At 67.4% G+C, this 15,546-nt stretch carries 11 protein-coding genes; 5 read left to right on the top strand and 6 right to left on the bottom strand.

Features of this window, described 5'->3' with window-relative positions:
* Nucleotides 1–48: 48 nt before the first annotated feature.
* The 5 genes from ACFPZI_RS00435 (at nucleotide 49) to ACFPZI_RS00415 (ending at nucleotide 4,640) form a co-directional block, all read left to right on the top strand.
* Complete coding sequence (locus ACFPZI_RS00435) at nucleotides 49–942, top strand: polysaccharide deacetylase family protein (protein WP_381356548.1); 894 nt, start codon at nucleotides 49–51, stop codon at nucleotides 940–942.
* Complete coding sequence (locus ACFPZI_RS00430) at nucleotides 939–2,324, top strand: MFS transporter (protein WP_381356545.1); 1,386 nt, start codon at nucleotides 939–941, stop codon at nucleotides 2,322–2,324. The genes ACFPZI_RS00435 and ACFPZI_RS00430 overlap by 4 nt, the downstream gene beginning before the upstream one ends.
* Before the next feature lie 76 nt (nucleotides 2,325–2,400).
* Entirely contained in the window at nucleotides 2,401–3,204 is an 804-nt protein-coding gene (locus tag ACFPZI_RS00425) for an SDR family NAD(P)-dependent oxidoreductase (RefSeq protein ID WP_381356542.1), read from the top strand.
* Nucleotides 3,205–3,292: 88 nt separating this feature from the next.
* The gene (locus ACFPZI_RS00420) at nucleotides 3,293–4,042 is read left to right on the top strand and encodes an SDR family NAD(P)-dependent oxidoreductase (RefSeq protein WP_381356539.1); all 750 of its coding nucleotides are present in this window, start codon (nucleotides 3,293–3,295) and stop codon (nucleotides 4,040–4,042) included.
* Between the two features lie 25 nt (nucleotides 4,043–4,067).
* Complete coding sequence (locus tag ACFPZI_RS00415) at nucleotides 4,068–4,640, top strand: hypothetical protein (protein ID WP_381356537.1); 573 nt, start codon at nucleotides 4,068–4,070, stop codon at nucleotides 4,638–4,640.
* Between the two features lie 555 nt (nucleotides 4,641–5,195).
* On the opposite strand, the gene sbnA is transcribed toward ACFPZI_RS00415, so the two are convergent.
* The 6 genes from sbnA to ACFPZI_RS00385 all read right to left on the bottom strand — a co-directional run bounded on the left by sbnA (nucleotide 5,196) and on the right by ACFPZI_RS00385 (nucleotide 15,366).
* Nucleotides 5,196–6,281 (bottom strand): 2,3-diaminopropionate biosynthesis protein SbnA, encoded by a 1,086-nt coding sequence (gene sbnA, locus ACFPZI_RS00410; protein WP_381356534.1) that lies wholly within the window; start codon nucleotides 6,279–6,281, stop codon nucleotides 5,196–5,198.
* Nucleotides 6,282–6,322: 41 nt separating this feature from the next.
* Nucleotides 6,323–7,393, bottom strand: coding sequence for a 2,3-diaminopropionate biosynthesis protein SbnB (gene sbnB, locus ACFPZI_RS00405; protein ID WP_381356532.1), 1,071 nt, complete (start codon nucleotides 7,391–7,393; stop codon nucleotides 6,323–6,325).
* Entirely contained in the window at nucleotides 7,390–8,397 is a 1,008-nt protein-coding gene (locus tag ACFPZI_RS00400; RefSeq protein ID WP_381356529.1) for a TauD/TfdA family dioxygenase, read from the bottom strand. Before ACFPZI_RS00400 ends, sbnB begins: the two co-directional genes overlap by 4 nt.
* Before the next feature lie 38 nt (nucleotides 8,398–8,435).
* A complete protein-coding gene (locus ACFPZI_RS00395; protein ID WP_381356526.1) occupies nucleotides 8,436–11,726 on the bottom strand; it encodes a non-ribosomal peptide synthetase in 3,291 nt (1,096 codons plus the stop codon).
* A gap of 133 nt (nucleotides 11,727–11,859) precedes the next feature.
* Nucleotides 11,860–14,436 (bottom strand): Pls/PosA family non-ribosomal peptide synthetase, encoded by a 2,577-nt coding sequence (locus tag ACFPZI_RS00390; protein WP_381356523.1) that lies wholly within the window; start codon nucleotides 14,434–14,436, stop codon nucleotides 11,860–11,862.
* A gap of 561 nt (nucleotides 14,437–14,997) precedes the next feature.
* Nucleotides 14,998–15,366, bottom strand: a complete 369-nt coding sequence (locus ACFPZI_RS00385) for a hypothetical protein (RefSeq protein WP_381356520.1) — start codon at nucleotides 15,364–15,366, stop codon at nucleotides 14,998–15,000.
* Nucleotides 15,367–15,546: the final 180 nt, after the last annotated feature.

Here is a 15,546-nt window from a genome sequence, read left to right as displayed (position 1 = left end):
CCCGCCCCCCACACACCACCCACACCACAGTCATCAAAGGAGATGTCGATGCCCAAGGAAATTCTCGTCGGCTTCGGAGTGGACGTCGACGCGGTCGGCGGCTGGCTCGGCTCCTACGGAGGCGAGGACTCGCCCGACGACATCTCCCGCGGCCTGTTCGCCGGCGAAGTCGGCGTGCCCCGCCTGCTGGAGCTGTTCCGGCGCCGCGGCCTGACCCAGACGTTCTTCTGGCCCGGCCACTCCGTCGAGACCTTCCCCAAGGAGTTCGACGCCTGCGTCGCCGCCGGCCACGAGATCGGCGTGCACGGCTACAGCCACGAGAACCCGATCGCGATGAACCGTGAGCAGGAAGCCGCGGTCCTGGACCACTGCATCGAGCTGATCGAGACCCGCTCCGGCCGCCGCCCGACCGGCTATGTGGCGCCCTGGTGGGAGTTCAGCCCGGTCACCAACGAGCTCCTGCTGGAGCGGGGCATCAAGTACGACCACTCGCTGATGCACCGGGACTTCGAGCCGTACTACGTCCGGGTCGGCGACACCTGGACGAAGATCGACTACAACGCACCGGCCGAGACCTGGATGAAGCCCCTGGTGCGCGGCCAGGAGACGGACCTGATCGAGATCCCGGCCAACTGGTACCTCGACGACCTGCCTCCGATGATGTTCATCAAGGCCAGCCCGAACAGTCACGGCTTCGTCAGCCCCCGTGACATCGAGCAGATGTGGCGCGACCAGTTCGACTGGGTCTACCGGGAGATGGACCACGCGGCCTTCACCATGACCATCCACCCCGATGTGGCCGGACGCCCCCAGGTGCTGTTGATGCTGGAGCGGCTCATCGACCACATCAACTCCCACGAAGGCATCCGCTGGGTGACCTTCGACCAGATCGCGGACGACTTCGCCGTCCGCAACCCGCGCCAGAAGGGTGACAGCAGATGACCACCGTGCAGCAGGACATAGCCCACGAGAGCGAGTGGCCGCGCAGCCAAGCGCCCTCGGACGAGGTCCTCTTCAAGGGCCCCCCGGTCCTCAGCCGGCGCACCATCACGACCACCACCGTGGTCTGTTTCCTGGCCTGGGTCTTCTCCGTCTACGACTTCGTGCTCTTCGGCACCCTGCTGCCGAAGATATCGGAGACGTTCGGCTGGACCACCGGGCAGGCCACGGCGATCGCGACCGGCGTGACCGTCGGCACCTTCGTCGTCTCGCTGTTGGTCGGTCCGATGCTGGACCGCTGGGGCCGCAAGCCGAGCCTGATCGTCACCACGGCGGGCGCGGCGCTTTCCTCCGGCCTCACCGCGCTGGTCGGCGGCGCCGCCTCGCTGATCGGAGTCCGGGCCATCTCCGGCCTCGGCTACTCCGAGGAGGTCGTCAACGGCGTCTACCTCAACGAGATGTACGGCAAGAGCCGGCGACGAGGCTTCATGTTCAGCCTGGTACAGAGCGGCTGGCCGGTCGGCGCCCTTCTGGCGGCGGCGTTCGCCGCCCTGCTGCTGCCGGTCATGAGCTGGCGCTGGATCTTCCTCCTCGCCACCTTCCCGGTCATCGTCATCCTCATCGCCGGGTCCAGGCTCCGTGAGTCGCCCTCCTTCGTCGCCCTCAAGCGGACGCGGGAACTGCGCAAGGACGGACGCGACGCCGAGGCGGCCCAGCTGGCAAAGCTGTACGACCTCGACATCAGCCGGGACAACGAGTCCGGTCTGCGCCAGCTCTTCGCCCCGGACCTGCGCCGGCACACCCTGTGCCTGTCCGGAGCGTGGCTGTTCAACTGGATGGGCATCCAGGTCTTCTCGGTGCTGGGCACCACCATCCTCACCGACGGCAAGGGCGTCTCGTTCTCCAGCGCGCTGGTCGTGCTGATCCTGGCCAACATGGCCGGCTTCCTCGGGTACCTCTTCCACGGGTATCTCGGTGACCGGATCGGCCGGCGGACGACCATCATCGTCGGCTGGACCATCGGCGGCATCGTGATGACGGCGATGCTGTTCGGTCCGGACAGCGCCGCGTACGTCATCCCGATGTACGCTCTGGGGCTCTTCTTCCTCCTGGGCCCGTACTCCGCCATGGTGTTCTACATGGGCGAGTCGTTCCCGGCCCGGGTCCGGGGCATCGGCTCCAACACCGCCCATGTGATGGGCCCGATGGGCGCGGTCGTCGGCTCGGCGCTGCTCAGCGTGGTCATCGGCCTCGGTGCGAGCGCCACCACCGCCGCGTTCGTCGCGGGCGCCCTGGGGATGTTCCTCTCCGGCGTGCTGATGCTCGGCGCTCACAAGGTCAGCCAGGACGAGGACGAGCCCGCACCCCTGGCCACGGCGCACTGAGTCGTCCCCCCTCCTTCCCGGCGCGTGGCGTGACCCGTGCCCCGCCACGCGCCGGGAGTCCCATGAAAGGCAGGACATGTCCTCCCACGAATCCACCGCACCGGCCCGCGACGACGGGCTGGCCGGCAAGATCGCCGTCATCACCGGCGGCGCGAGCGGCATCGGCCGCGCCCTGGCCGTGGCGTACGCCCGTGCCGGGGCCGACAGCGTCGTCGGCTTCTACCCCAAGGACCCGCACAGCGCCGAGGAGACGGTCCGGCTGGTCGAGGCCGCCGGTGGCCGCTGCACCGCGGTCGCGGTCGACGTCCGCGACAGCGGACAGGTCGACGCCCTCGCCCGGGCGGCCGTCGAGACGTACGGACGGCTGGACATCGCCGTCGCCGGGGCCGGGGTGTTGCGCCGGGCCGCCCTGGCCGAGCTCGACGACGACGCCTGGAACGACATGCTCTCGGTCGACCTGACCGGCGTACTGCGCACCTTCCGCTCCGCCGCCGCCGTGATGTCCGGCCCCGGCTCCATGGTGGCGGTCTCCTCCATCGCCGGCGGGGTGTACGGCTGGGACGACCACGCCCACTACGCCGCCGCCAAGAGCGGGGTGCTGGGGCTGTGCCGGTCGCTCGCGACCGAACTCGCCCCGCGCGGCATCCGGGTCAACACCGTCATCCCCGGCCTGATCGAGACCCCGCAGTCGCTCGATGAGGCCAACTCCCTGGGCCCGGTGGGGCTGGAGCGGGCCGGCCGGAGCATCCCGGCGGGCCGGGTGGGTTACGCCGACGAGGTGGCCCGTGCGATCCGCTTCCTCACCAGCGACGACGCCGCGTACATCACCGGCCAGGAGCTGATCGTGGACGGTGGCCTCACGGTCCGATGGCCGGAGTGACCGAGCGGCGAAAGACCGACCGGCAGCACATCAGGCAGCAGTGAACGGAGCGGCAGCGGACAGCGCCGCGGCGAGAAAGGCGAACGGCATGGGAGTCCTCCAACAACAGGTCGCGCTGGTGACGGGCGCGGCGAGCGGCATCGGGTCGGCGATCGCCGACGCGTACGCGGCCGAGGGCGCGCGGCTCTTCCTGGCCGACCGCGACGCCGACCGGCTCGCCGCCCTGGCCGAGCGCTACACGGCACAGGGCACGGAGGTGGCCACCGCGGTCGTCGACGTGGCCGACGCGGAGCAGACCCGCCAGATGGTGGAGAGCTGCGTGTCCGAGCTGGGCGCGCCCGACATCCTGGTCAACTCCGCGGGGATCCTGACCGAGGTGCCCCTGGTCGACATGGACGTCGAGACCTGGGACCAGATGATCGCGATCGACCTCCGCAGCGTCTTTTTGTGCTGCCGGTGGACGGTTCCCCACATGGTCGCCCGCGGCAGCGGACGGGTCATCAACATCGCCAGCCAGCTGGGCATCAAGGGCGGCGAGGGACTGGTCCACTACTCGGCAGCCAAGGCCGGCGTGATCGGCCTGACCAAGGCGCTGGCCAGGGAGGTGGGCCCGAGCGGCGTGCTGGTCAACGCGATCGCGCCCGGCCCGGTGTTCACCCCGCTGGTGGACGGCATCAGCGCGGACTGGAAGAAGGCCAAGCAGGCCGAACTGCCCCTCGGCCGGTTCGGGGTCCCGGCGGAGGTCGCCCCCACCGCCGTACTGCTGGCCAGTGATCCGGGCGGCAACCTGTACGTGGGGCAGACCCTGGGCCCCAACAGCGGCGACGTCATGCCGTGAGGCACTGAGAGGAGAGGGAGCCACGATGTGCGGAGCCTGCGGCACGGGACGTTCCGTACCCCGCTGGGAGGACATCCTGGCCCCGCCCACCCGGTCGGTGCTCGCCGCTCGGGCGGCGAGCACCGACCGGCTCCTGGACGGCGGGTCCGGACTGCGGGTCCGGTCCTGGCTGTCCGCGGGATACCTGCTCAGCGACCGGGTCGGCCGCACCGCGCACGCGGCGGACCTGGACGCGCTGTGGCGTGCGGCCGGGGAGCGCGGTGCCCGGCCCAAGGGCTGGCGGCCACTGCGGGGCGCGGACACCACCGTGTCCGTCGAGGCACCCGGCGGCTGGGACCTGGCCGCGGCCGCGGTCTGGTTCGCCGCCGTGGCCCGGGCCGAACCGGACGCCTCACTGGAGGTCACCCTGCCCGACCCCGGCGGTGCGCGCACCCTGTTGGTGACCATCGACTCCGGCGTCGTAGGGGCCACCGCCGTGGCCGACTCCCCGGACGGTCCGCCGCCCGGCGCGACAGCTCTGGTCAGCGGCGCCGGCGCTGTTGAGGCGGCCCGGCACCTGGAGGAGCTCGGCGGACGCCGCCCGCGTCGACGGGCGTGAACATGCCGGTCGGGCACTTCGGCCGCTGGGCTCTTTCAGCAGGCCCAGGACGGCATCCGGCGAAACAGGCCACCGTCCCGCACGGCGTCCGAGCCCGCACCAGGATCCGCTCACCCTCGTCCGCCACGTCCTCGAGGACCAGCGGATCCAGTCCCGAAAACACCGTGCTCACCAACTCGTCGACATCACACACGCGATGTCAACGATGCCAGTGACGCCCCGGCACCACCACAAGTGAGACAGACCCGTTCGCTGTACACACCCCCTGCGCCTCAAGCCACGGGACCTGGTGCGCGCGCCCCAGTGGGTCTCGAAAGCGCACGTCGATCCGGCTGGCATCCACGGCTGTGTCGCCTCCGTCTCCAACAGCACCGTCCGTCGCCTGCATGCGGACAGTCAAACCAACCCAAGTCCTTTTCGCCGCTGCCCAGTTGACAGAAATATTCCGCACACCTTGGACAGCGGCCCCTTGCCGTCACGGGCCGCCTGTCTGCTCCGTCGGCCCAGGTGACATGGAACCGTGCGGCTGCGCTGCCCCCTGGGTGGGCAGAACACCTACGCTTCCCGGTCCTGGTGCCGACGGTGTTCGTTACCGCCGCCGTCGCCGGTTTGCGGCGGGTGCGGTGGGCGGCTCCCCTGGAGTGTGGGCACGGGGCCGGCTGCCCAGGGGCCGTCAGCCGTTTCATCGGAGTCGAGCATGTCCGCGCCGTAAAGATCGTGCAGCCAGTTGGATTGGTAAATGGTGTCGAGATAGCGCTCGCCGAGATCCGGGGCGATGGCCACCGCGGTGAGTCCACGCGTGTCATGGTCGGCCAGCCAACGCATCGCGCCGCTGACGACCGTGCCGGTGGAGCCGCCGAAGAGGAATCCGCGTCTGGCCAGGCGATGGCACGCACGGATGGTGTCCGTCTCCTCGACGCGTATCACCTCGTCCACGTAGGACTCGTCGAGGAGCGGCGGAGGCATGCTCATGCCGAGCCCGGGTACCATGCGGCGGCCCGGCGTACCACCGAAGGTCACCGAACCGACGCTGTCCACTGCGACGATCCGTACCGGCCGGTGCCACTGGCGGAAGTAGCGTGCGCAGCCCATCAGCGTTCCGGTGGTGCCGGCGCCGACGAACAGCACGTCCAGGTGCGGGAAGTGCTGGGCGATCTCCGGCGCCGTCTTACGGTAGTGCGCCTTCCAGTTGCCCGGATTGGTGTACTGACTGAGCCACACATACCGGTCATCGGAATCGCACAGCGCACGGACGTAGTCGATCCGCGCGCCCAGGAAGCCGCCTTTGGCGTCCGATCTGGCGATGGTGTGCACCCGGCTGCCCAATGCCTCCATCAGAAGTCTGGTCGACAGGTTGCAGCGGGAGTCCGTCACACACAGGAACCGGTAGCCCTTGCTCGCCGCGATCATGCTCAGCGCTACGCCGAGGTTGCCGGACGAGGACTCGACCAGGATCGAATCCGGCTTGATGTCTCCGTCGCGCTCGGCGGTCTCCACCATCTCGGTCGCGGCCTTCAGCTTGATCGAGCCGGCGAAGTTGAAGCCCTCACACTTCAGGAACAGGGAGCACCCGAGGATGGGCTCAAGATCGACATAGAGTTGGGACTCGTTGAAGGCATGGGGAGCGGATATGACGGGCACGACGGCCTCCTCCTCATCTGCAGCAGGGCGCTCTCGGACGGTTATCCGTAACGGCGCAGTTCGTGGAAGAAGTCGTCGATGACGTGCAGTTCTCCGGAGCGGACCGTTTCGTCGTAGACGTACTTGCCGACCGCGAGGTCGAGCACCCCGAGACCGAAGGGCGAAAACACCACCGGTCGGCCCGCCGGCACTGTCACCCGCCCGGCCATCACGTCGTCCAACGTGCCCTGCAGGAAGTCCCGGCTGCCCGTGAGCTGCTCGGCCAGATGCGGCGAGGTGTCGGCCTTCAGGCAGTGCTCGACGTCATCCACGATGTTGGTCGAGGCGAGAAGGACCTCCGGCGCGAGGTCGCGCAGGGACACGTGCAGAACCACAGGATGGTGCGAGAACCATGCAGGGTCGCTGACGTGCGGCTCACTGGCGACAGTGGCGAAGACCACCAGGTCGCTGCCACGGATCAGCTCCTCGGCGCTGCGGTGCACCGTGATCCGGCCTGGGGTGCCCGACTGCTCGAGGTAGCGGCAGAACCCGGCCGCGCTGTCGGCAGCCAGGTCGTGTACACCTATCTCGTCGAACGACCAGCCGTTGCCTGCCAGGAACGTGTGGATGTAGCGGGCGATCAGGCCCGTCCCGAAGAACCCGACGCGCGTGGGCCGTGGCCGGTCCCGGCTGAGCCGATCCGCGGCCAACACCGCGGACGCGGCCGTCCTGGTGGCGCTGATGATGGAACTCTCCAGGCAGGCGAACGGGTAGCCGGTGTCCTGGTCGTTGAGGATCAGCACGGCGGATGCCCTCGGGATGCCGGCCTGAACGTTCTCCGGAAAACTGGAGATCCACTTTACGCCGTCCACCCGTACGTGCCCGCCGATCGAGGCCGGCAGCGCGATGATCCGGGAGGTCGGGCGGTCGGGGAAACGCAGGAAGTACGACGGCGGGTTCACCGAGTCACCGGCGCCGTGCAGCCGGTAGATGACCTCGGCCAACTCGACGATCTGCTTCTCGCGCCCCTCCAGTACCTGCTGGACCTGGGCACCGGAGATCACCGCGAAGGGCCGCACGGTGTGTGGTCCGCTTGTTGCGGACGCCGTCACGGCGGTGGGGACGCTGGTCATCGGGCGGTCACCTCGAAGGTCGGCGAGCAGTCGGACAGTCGCATCGGATCGGCCATCGCGACGAGCACGTCGCGCGGTCCCTCGAAGGGCTCCCGGCTGTGCGCGGTGCGTAGGTTGTCGACGATCATCAGATCGCCGGCCTGCCACGGCTCGCGTGCGGTGTGGGTCTCGTAGACCTTGTTGAGCAGCTCCACCACGTCCTCGCCGATCGGGTCACCGCTTCCGAAACGGGTGTTGAACGGCAGCCCGTCGGCGCCGTAGACCTCGACGAGGTACTCGCGGACCTCGGGGGCCAATGTCCACTCGTTGAGGAACGCGACCTGATTGAACCAGCAGCGCCGCCCGGTGACCGGATGGCGCATCACGGCGCTGCGGCGCTGCCTGGTGCGCAGGGCCCCGTCGGGCTGCCATGCGAACTCGATGGCGTTGGCGCGGCAGTAACTCTCGACAGCACCCCGCTCGTCGGTGCCGAAAGCCTCGATGAGGGAGGACCCGATCTCGTCGTTGTAGCTGCGGGTGAGCAGCCAGCCCTCCCGCTCGAACCGCTCGGTCAACGCGGTGGGCAGTTCCTCGAGCACGGCCGCCGCGTCGGCCACTCCGGTCGCCCCGCCCCGGTGGGGCGCAGTGAGGCAGGCGAACAGCATCAGGCCGGGGAACTCGAGCGTGTAGCTCTGTTCATGGTGCATGCACATCGGCTGGTTCGGCGGCCACTGAGCCGAGGAGTACACGCCGTCGGCGTAGGTCCGCCGGGGCGCGAAGGCCTCTCTCTCGGCCATCAGCCTGGTGCTCAGCCGCTCGAAGACGGCACCGGCCCCGGCCACATCGCACAGCCCCAGGCCGCGGATCAGGACGCAGCCATGCTCGGCGACGACGGCGCGCAGCGCCTCCCGGTGCTCGGCTGCCCAGCGCGGCGCGCCGCTGGTGATCTCGGCCCGCAGTATCGGAGGTCGGCCGGGTTGGAGTTCGACCTCGTCGAGCAGCGACGCCGGGGATATGAAGGACATCCTGTTCTCCTTTCAGTGTGCAGCTGTGCGTGTGCCGCTCAGGAAGAAGGCAGCAGTTCGGTGGTGCGCAGCACGGTCTGCGCTGCCTCGGTCGGACAGCTGCGCAGGAAGTAGTGGCCGCCCTGGGCGAGTTCGTGCAGGTCGACGTGGACCGCGAGGAGCTCCCAGTCGCGGTGGCGTCGCGGGTGATCAGCCGTCATCGGGTCGTCGGTGGTGACGACCACGGTGAGCGGCACGGACAGCTTCACCGCCGGGGGAGTGTCGAGGAGATCTGCGAAATAGTGGTGGGCGGACACGCAGTCGTGCCGGTAGGCCGCACCGATGTGCTCGGCGCGCTGCGCACCCAGCTCATGGAGCTCGGCGTAGCCGCTGTCCGCGCTCAGCTTCGCGGCGATCTCGGCGTCGCTCAGCCCGGTCAGCTCGGTGACGGCGTCGCGCCGGTCAGCGGCATTGCCGAGCAACTGCGCGCCGATGAAGACCCGTTGGACTTCCACCCCGCGCTCGTCCAGCTGCCTGGCCGTCTCCACGGCGAAAGCCGCGCCCGACGAGTGACCCCACAGCAGGACTCCGCGTAGGCCACATTCGGTGATCTCGGCGACGACCTGAGCAACCACATCTGTCATCGATGCGAAAGGCTCGCTCTCGGCGGCCACGTCGTGACCGGGCAGCTCAACGGCGTAGACCGCGATCCCACTGCCCTGTAGCGCCTTGGCCATCGGCTGGAAGTTCACCGCGTTGCCGCCGGCGTAGGGGAAGCACACCAGGGCACCAGCGGGCGCACCGTCCGGTGCGCACAGCGACTGAAGCAGCCCGGAACGCCGATCGGACCTGCCGTCGACCAGCGCGGCCAGATCGGCGAGGACCGGATATTTGGTCACGTCCTTGAGCGATACCGTGCGGTTCAGAGTGATCGCCAGATGTACAGCTGACAGCGATGTGCCGCCTCGGTCGAAGAAATGGGCCCCTCGATCGATCTGAGTCTGAGGGATGCCGAGCACCTCCGCCCAAGCGGCCGCCAGCCGCTGCTCGGTCGGCGTACCCGGCGCGTGGGGGCCCTCTTCGTCGTCTTCGACGACGTCCGGTTCTTCCACGAGCGCCGCCAGTGCCCTCTTGTCAATCTTGCCGTTGGCGGTCAGCGGCAGCGTTTCCCGCCAGTGGAAGGCAGACGGCACCATGTACTCCGGCAGCGACTCACCCAGCCGGCCCCGCAGGTCCTCGACGGGGAGCGACCTCGGGCCGGAATAGAAGGCCACAAGGTGCTTGCTCCGGTCGGGTCGCTCGGCGACCACCACCGCACCGTCACGGACGTCGGGCACCTGCAGCAGGGTGTTCTCGATCTCGCCGATCTCGATCCTGAAGCCACGGATCTTGACCTGGGTGTCGCGACGTCCGAGAAACTCCAGCTTGCCCTCGGGCAGCCAGCGGCCGTGGTCGCCACTGCGGTAGAGCCGGGCTCCCTCGCGGTGCGGATCGGGCATGAAGGCCTGCTTGGTGCGGTCGGGATCGTTGACGTATCCACGGCCGACGCAGACGCCGGAGAAGACGATCTCGCCGGGGGCGCCGAGGGGCACCGGTGACAGGTGCTCGTCGACGACGTAGACGTGCACATTGCCGACGGGGGGACCGAGTGGGACCCGTTCGCGGTCCGGCACCCGGTCCAGGACCTCGTGGTTGGTGTCGTCGCAGGTCTCGGTCAAGCCGTAGGCGTTGACCAGCTTGATGCCGGGCTTGGCCGCGAACCAGCGCTGCGTGAGCTCCTTTTTCAACGTCTCACCGGTGACAGACACGCACCGCAGGCCGGGCAGCTCGCGCGGGTGCTGCTCCAGATACGTCAGGACGACTTCGAGGTACGACGGCACGACCTGGAGCACGGTGGCCCGACCGCGGGTGATCCTGTCGACGAACCTCCGGGCGTCCAGGATCACCTCCTGCTCGACCAGCAAGGTCTGCCCACCCACCAGGAGGGCGGACAACAGTTGCCACAGCGAGATGTCGAAGCACTGTGGGGCGGTCTGGGCAACCACCTGTCCCTCGTCGATGTCGAGCTCCAGGTCCTCGATCTTGGCGTAGAGGTGGTTGAGCATGCCCGCGTGCTCGCACATCGCGCCCTTGGGCTCTCCAGTGGAGCCGGAGGTGAAGTAGATGTAGGCGAGTTGGTCCGGTGCCACGGCGATGCCCAGGTCGCCGTCGCGATCGCCCGCGTCGTACGCCGTGCCGATAAAAAGCTTCTGGACTCCTGGTAGCGAGTCCAGGGCATGGTCGAGCGAGTCGGTGCTTCCGGGTTCGGTGAGTACGAGCCCGCACTCGGCGCGGGAGAGCACGGCCGCGATGCGATCGGCCGGGAAGCGCGGCTCGACGGGCAGGTACACGCCTCCGGCCTTGAAGACCGCGAGGACGGCGGCCATCCAGTCAAGGTTTCTCTCGGTCACCACCGCGACGACACCTTCGCGTCGCAGCCCCCGCGCCAACAGGGCTCGTCCCAGCTGATTGGCACGAGCGTTGAGCTCCTGGTAGGTCCACTCCCGGTCGCCGTGCACGGCCGCGACGGCATTCGGGTGCAGCCTCACCCGCTGTTCGAACAGCTCGTGCATCCGGGCGTCCGGCAGGGTACGGCGCGGTCCGGACAGCCCTTCGAGCTGGAACCGGAGCTCCTCGTCGGAAAGCAGGCTCTGCCGCGCGTGCTCGGCATCCGGATCCGCTGCGATGAGTGCGAGCGCGGTGAGGTGGTAACCGGCGATCCTGGCGGCGTAGTCCGCGTCGAGTACGCCGGTCCGGTACCGCAATCGCAGCGTGGCTCGGCCCCCGCGCTCCGAGAATGCCATCCACAGCACGGTGTCTCCGGCGAGATCGCCGGCGGCGCCCGTCGGACAGGGACCGAAGGCCGGATTCGGATCGAGGACGGTCTCGATCGACGGTTCGGTGAGGTCCAGCTCGCGTCTGAGTTCGTCGACCGGAAAGTCCTTGTGCGACAGCAGTTCCGACGCGACGCGATGGGTGTCGACCAGTAGCGCCCGCCATGATGTCGGCGCGGTCGTCAGCCGGCAGGGCAACGGTTGGCAGCCCTCCTGCACGACGTAGCCGGTCGTGACCTCGTGCTCGCCTGACAGCGCGGCGAGTACCTTGGCGTGCGCGGCCAGCATCACGGAGTCGAGAGGCATCGCGAGATCCTCCGCCAGCCGGCGCAAGGCGTTCATGACGTCGTCCGAAATTGTGGCGTCGTGCTCGTCAACGCCCTTCATCGGACGGAGCGTCCACCGAGGGATCGTGGTGGATCCGCCGGTGACGAGCACACCGCGCCAGAATTCCTGGTCCGCCACTCGCGTTGCCATCGATCAGTCCCTTTCCACTTGCCGTGGCCACCCTGTCTGTCGCCGCCGACCGGGCCGGTTCCTCTGTCGTCGTTGCTGCCGACAGTCCGGACTGTCCGACCGGTCGAGCCGGCTTGACCAAGATGGTCCTGTGTTACCCCTGCCGAGCCAGTGCCGGCGGCTGACCGGGGGTATCGCTCATCTCCGTGGCCGGGTTTCCGCCCCACCGCGCGTGCTGCGGGACTTCCTCGCCCTTCATGAGAAAGGAGTCGGGTGCAAGTACTGAGCCGTCACCCATCGTCACTCCGTAGTGGACGTGGGAGCCGACACCGAGGGTGCATCCGTCCCCTATCGTGCTGCGGTCGGACTTGAAGGTGCCGTCCTCCTGCGAGTGACATTGGATCTTGCTCCCCGCATTGAGGGTGCAGTCGTTCCCGATGGTGGTGAGCATTCGCTCCGTCAGATAGCAGCCATCATCGAAGATCCTGCTGCCGAGCCGGACACCCAGGAGCCGCCAGATCACGTTCTTGAAGGGGGTGCCGTTGAAGATGTTGAGGTACTCGTCAGGAACCTTCCACAGACGCTCGTGCCACCAGAAATACGGGTCGTAGATGGAGCACAACTGCGGTCGCAGCCCGCGGAAAGCCACGATGGCACGCTCCACCAGTACGAAATAGAGGGGGGTGAATGCCAGGGTGAGCACCAGGAATGCTGCGATCGCTACATATCCGAAAGAGCCATGCAGTTCGACATTCGCGAGGGCAAGCACCGTGATGACGAAGAAGAAGAACCATCGTACGAGCAGGAAGAGGACCATCGACCGGATGTTGAAGCGGTTCTTGGCGGCGAGGTTTCGGCGCAACTCGGCCCCGGTCCGCATGTGGTCGAACCGCAAGTCGCGCTCCACCGACCGGGGAATCTCGAAGCACGGCGAGCCGAGCAGGCCCACCCCCTCGCGTACCTCACCATCGAGTGGAACCATCACCTTCGTGGCGAGGAGACAGTTGTCGCCCGTCTTCGCCCCGGACGGATACGCGATGTTGTTCCCGAGGAAGTTGTGCCGCCCGATCGACGCACGGGACACCCGGAAAGACGTGCTCGAAAAGTCGGCATTGACGATCGACAGGCCGTCAGCGATCATCGTACCGTTGCCGACAGAACACAGGTACGGGGTCTCGTGCTGTACCTCCGTGCCGAAGTTGGACCCGGTTTGCTCCACCTGGGACAGGTCGTATCCAAGGCCGCGCAGATAGTGGACGATGTAGGAGCTGTCACCGAAGAGCCATGTGAAGAACTTCACGTTGGTGATGCGTGCGATCGTCCGGTGCGTTGAGTAATGAAAGCCATACAACGGATATACCTTGCCCGGCTTGACGAGCAGATTCAGCAGGCGCGGCACGGTGAACAGAACGACGACGCCCACGAAGACGAAGCTGAAGAACAGAACGCAGGAAACGATCAGCGCGTCGACATAGAGCTTGGGCGACGCGAGCCCTGCCCCGCCCGGTTCCAGCCGGTCGTTCAGCGCCGGGACTTCTGTCAACAGCATGTACAGGCCCCCGACGGCCAACGGCACGGAGAGGAAGAACAGCTGCCCCACTGTGGCGAGGCCGAAGCCGGCCCGGCGCAAAGTGCCGCACCTGGCGGGCGGGACCCGCACATAGTCGAGCTCCGTGCGCTGCGCCGGAGATCCATGCCACCGCTGGTCGTCGGGGACCGCCTGGCCGCTGTGCAGCGATGACGTATGACCGAGCTGCGCCCCGTCGCCCATCGACGTGGCGATGTCGAGCACGGTCTTCTCACCGATGAACACATTCCGGCCAAGGGTGACCGGGCCCGTCTGAATACGGCCGGCGTGCGCCCGGTAGCAAAGGAAGAACGACTCCTTGCGGATCACCGTGCCGGCGCCGATGGTGAGCAGGTCGGTGCAGACCGGAACGTTGCGCGAGAGGATCGTGACGCCCGTGCCGATGCGTGCGCCGAGTGCCCGTAGGTAGAGCACGTACAGGGGATTGCCGACGAAGAAGACCATCGGGTTGGCGTGGAGCAGCACTTTGACGGTCCAGAAGCGCAGGTAAGTCAGACCCCAGACCGGGAACGCGCGTTCTTTCCACCGGCCGATAAGGATCCATTTGGCCGCGATCGGGAAAGTACACATGCCGACGAAGCCGGCACCGCCGAAGATGACCGATCGCAGGTAAATGTCCGTCACATTCGAGCTGGCGGATATCCACGCATAACCACGTGCGGCGATAATTGCAGCGAGGAAAGAATATCCTAGGAAAAGCAGGAACTGCAGCGTTCCGCAGAGGATGTACTGCAGCGTACCGAGTGGAGTCACAGCCTCCGAGGATGCTGGGTCCGGCGGGCTGGCGGGGACAGGTGTGGCAGCGATACCGGTTCCGACGTCGGTATCGGTGAGTGCCGTCGCCAGACTGCGGATCGTCCGGTAACGGTAGATATCCTTTATCGACACTGACGGTAGATCCGCCCGTTTCCTGACGCGTGCGCAAAATTGCGCCATCACCAACGAATTGGCGCCGAGGTCGTCGAAGAAGTTACTGTCGACCGACACCTGATCGACGCGCACGACGCCAGCGAGTACCTCGGCGAGGTTTCTTTCCGTGTCTGTCGGCGGGCTGTTTTCTTTCGATGGGCCGTGCGTCCTGTGTTTGGCGACTCCAGATTCATCCGGCACGGTCGTCAGGGACTCGGCAGACTTCTCCAGCATGCAAGCTCCTCGAGTACTCACGGAACCATCAAGCTCTAGTCTCTGTCGTCCACCGGTGAGGCGCCACTCGACTTGATCACGGTGCGTGACACGAGGAGTCGTCGATGCCGGGGGACTCGGTTGTAACGGCCTCGGCGCCGGGTGTGCAGAGCAGGTTCGTGTTACTGAGAGGGAACTCGTGGTGTCGTGTCTTTGCTCAGCCCGGATTTACCGAATGGGTTCCCGAGAGATCGTTCGTCGTTCTGGGGGCCTCGGTGCGGCGACCGAGATCGCCCGGATTGAGAAGCGACGCCACCAAACACGCAGCGGTGAGTGGTGGGACCCCCATCGGATCCAGGTCCTGATCTTGTGCAATGTTGAGTTGGGGCGGAGAATACCCGGCTCCTCGAACGGCGGTGACATTCCGGAGGAGAACGTCACCGCACTGCCGGTCCCCTCCGGCCCCGGACCACCGGCAAGTCCGCAGGAAACGTACGGTGAGGTGCTTCTCGACTACCGTTTGCGCATCAACGGCGAGGTAGGCCGCGGCGGAAGGACTCCGTCGCGGCCCGTGATGCGGACCTAACTGCGGCAGTTCCGGTCGAATGCCTGGCGGAACGCAACGTTGTACCCGGTCCTGTATCCGTCGCGGTAGCCGCGTCGGTGGTCACGGTTGCCCTGACGGGTCCGGTCGTCGTAGCTGTCGCGGTAGTCGCAGTGGCGACCGTCCCTACGACCGTCGCGGAGCCCGTCGCGGAGCCCGTCGCGGACGCCGCGCCGGTAGTCGGCGATTGAGGTGGGCGCCAGAGCCCGGCCGGCCTCCGGTGCCACTGCGGTCGCGGTCTGGGGAACGGCAGTGGGGGCTTGCGAGGCTGCGGCTGACGGGATCGCAAAGGCGGTCGCGAAGACGAGCGGACTCACGAGCGAGACCGCAATCTTCTGTGCACGCATGACGATCTCCTTCCGGTAGTGAGGCTTTGGGGAAGCTTGACTGCACTACCGAGGCGATGGGAGGAACCGGGTGTTGGCTGCAGACGACGCTGGGCGAAGGGGGAAGGTGGCCGCGTACTGAAGCTCCCCCTTTGACCTGGACGGCCTGATACTGGGACGGAAGGTCCCGGAGGAAGCAGT

Source organism: Streptomyces chlorus, assembly GCF_042655885.1.
Taxonomy (GTDB): domain Bacteria; phylum Actinomycetota; class Actinomycetes; order Streptomycetales; family Streptomycetaceae; genus Streptomyces; species Streptomyces chlorus.
Note: the sequence above shows the minus strand (reverse complement) of the source record. Positions and strands in the feature narration are given on the sequence as shown.

Excerpts from the sequence above, each read along its gene's own strand:
- ACFPZI_RS00435 (WP_381356548.1), top strand. The coding sequence starts at position 49 with ATGCCCAAGGAAATTCTCGTCGGCTTCGGAGTGGACGTCGACGCGGTC.
- ACFPZI_RS00430 (WP_381356545.1), top strand. The coding sequence starts at position 939 with ATGACCACCGTGCAGCAGGACATAGCCCACGAGAGCGAGTGGCCGCGC.
- ACFPZI_RS00425 (WP_381356542.1), top strand. The coding sequence starts at position 2,401 with ATGTCCTCCCACGAATCCACCGCACCGGCCCGCGACGACGGGCTGGCC.
- ACFPZI_RS00420 (WP_381356539.1), top strand. The coding sequence starts at position 3,293 with ATGGGAGTCCTCCAACAACAGGTCGCGCTGGTGACGGGCGCGGCGAGC.
- ACFPZI_RS00415 (WP_381356537.1), top strand. The coding sequence starts at position 4,068 with ATGTGCGGAGCCTGCGGCACGGGACGTTCCGTACCCCGCTGGGAGGAC.
- sbnB (WP_381356532.1), bottom strand. The coding sequence starts at position 7,393 with ATGACCAGCGTCCCCACCGCCGTGACGGCGTCCGCAACAAGCGGACCA.
- ACFPZI_RS00400 (WP_381356529.1), bottom strand. The coding sequence starts at position 8,397 with ATGTCCTTCATATCCCCGGCGTCGCTGCTCGACGAGGTCGAACTCCAA.
- ACFPZI_RS00395 (WP_381356526.1), bottom strand. The coding sequence starts at position 11,726 with ATGGCAACGCGAGTGGCGGACCAGGAATTCTGGCGCGGTGTGCTCGTC.
- ACFPZI_RS00390 (WP_381356523.1), bottom strand. The coding sequence starts at position 14,436 with ATGCTGGAGAAGTCTGCCGAGTCCCTGACGACCGTGCCGGATGAATCT.
- ACFPZI_RS00385 (WP_381356520.1), bottom strand. The coding sequence starts at position 15,366 with ATGCGTGCACAGAAGATTGCGGTCTCGCTCGTGAGTCCGCTCGTCTTC.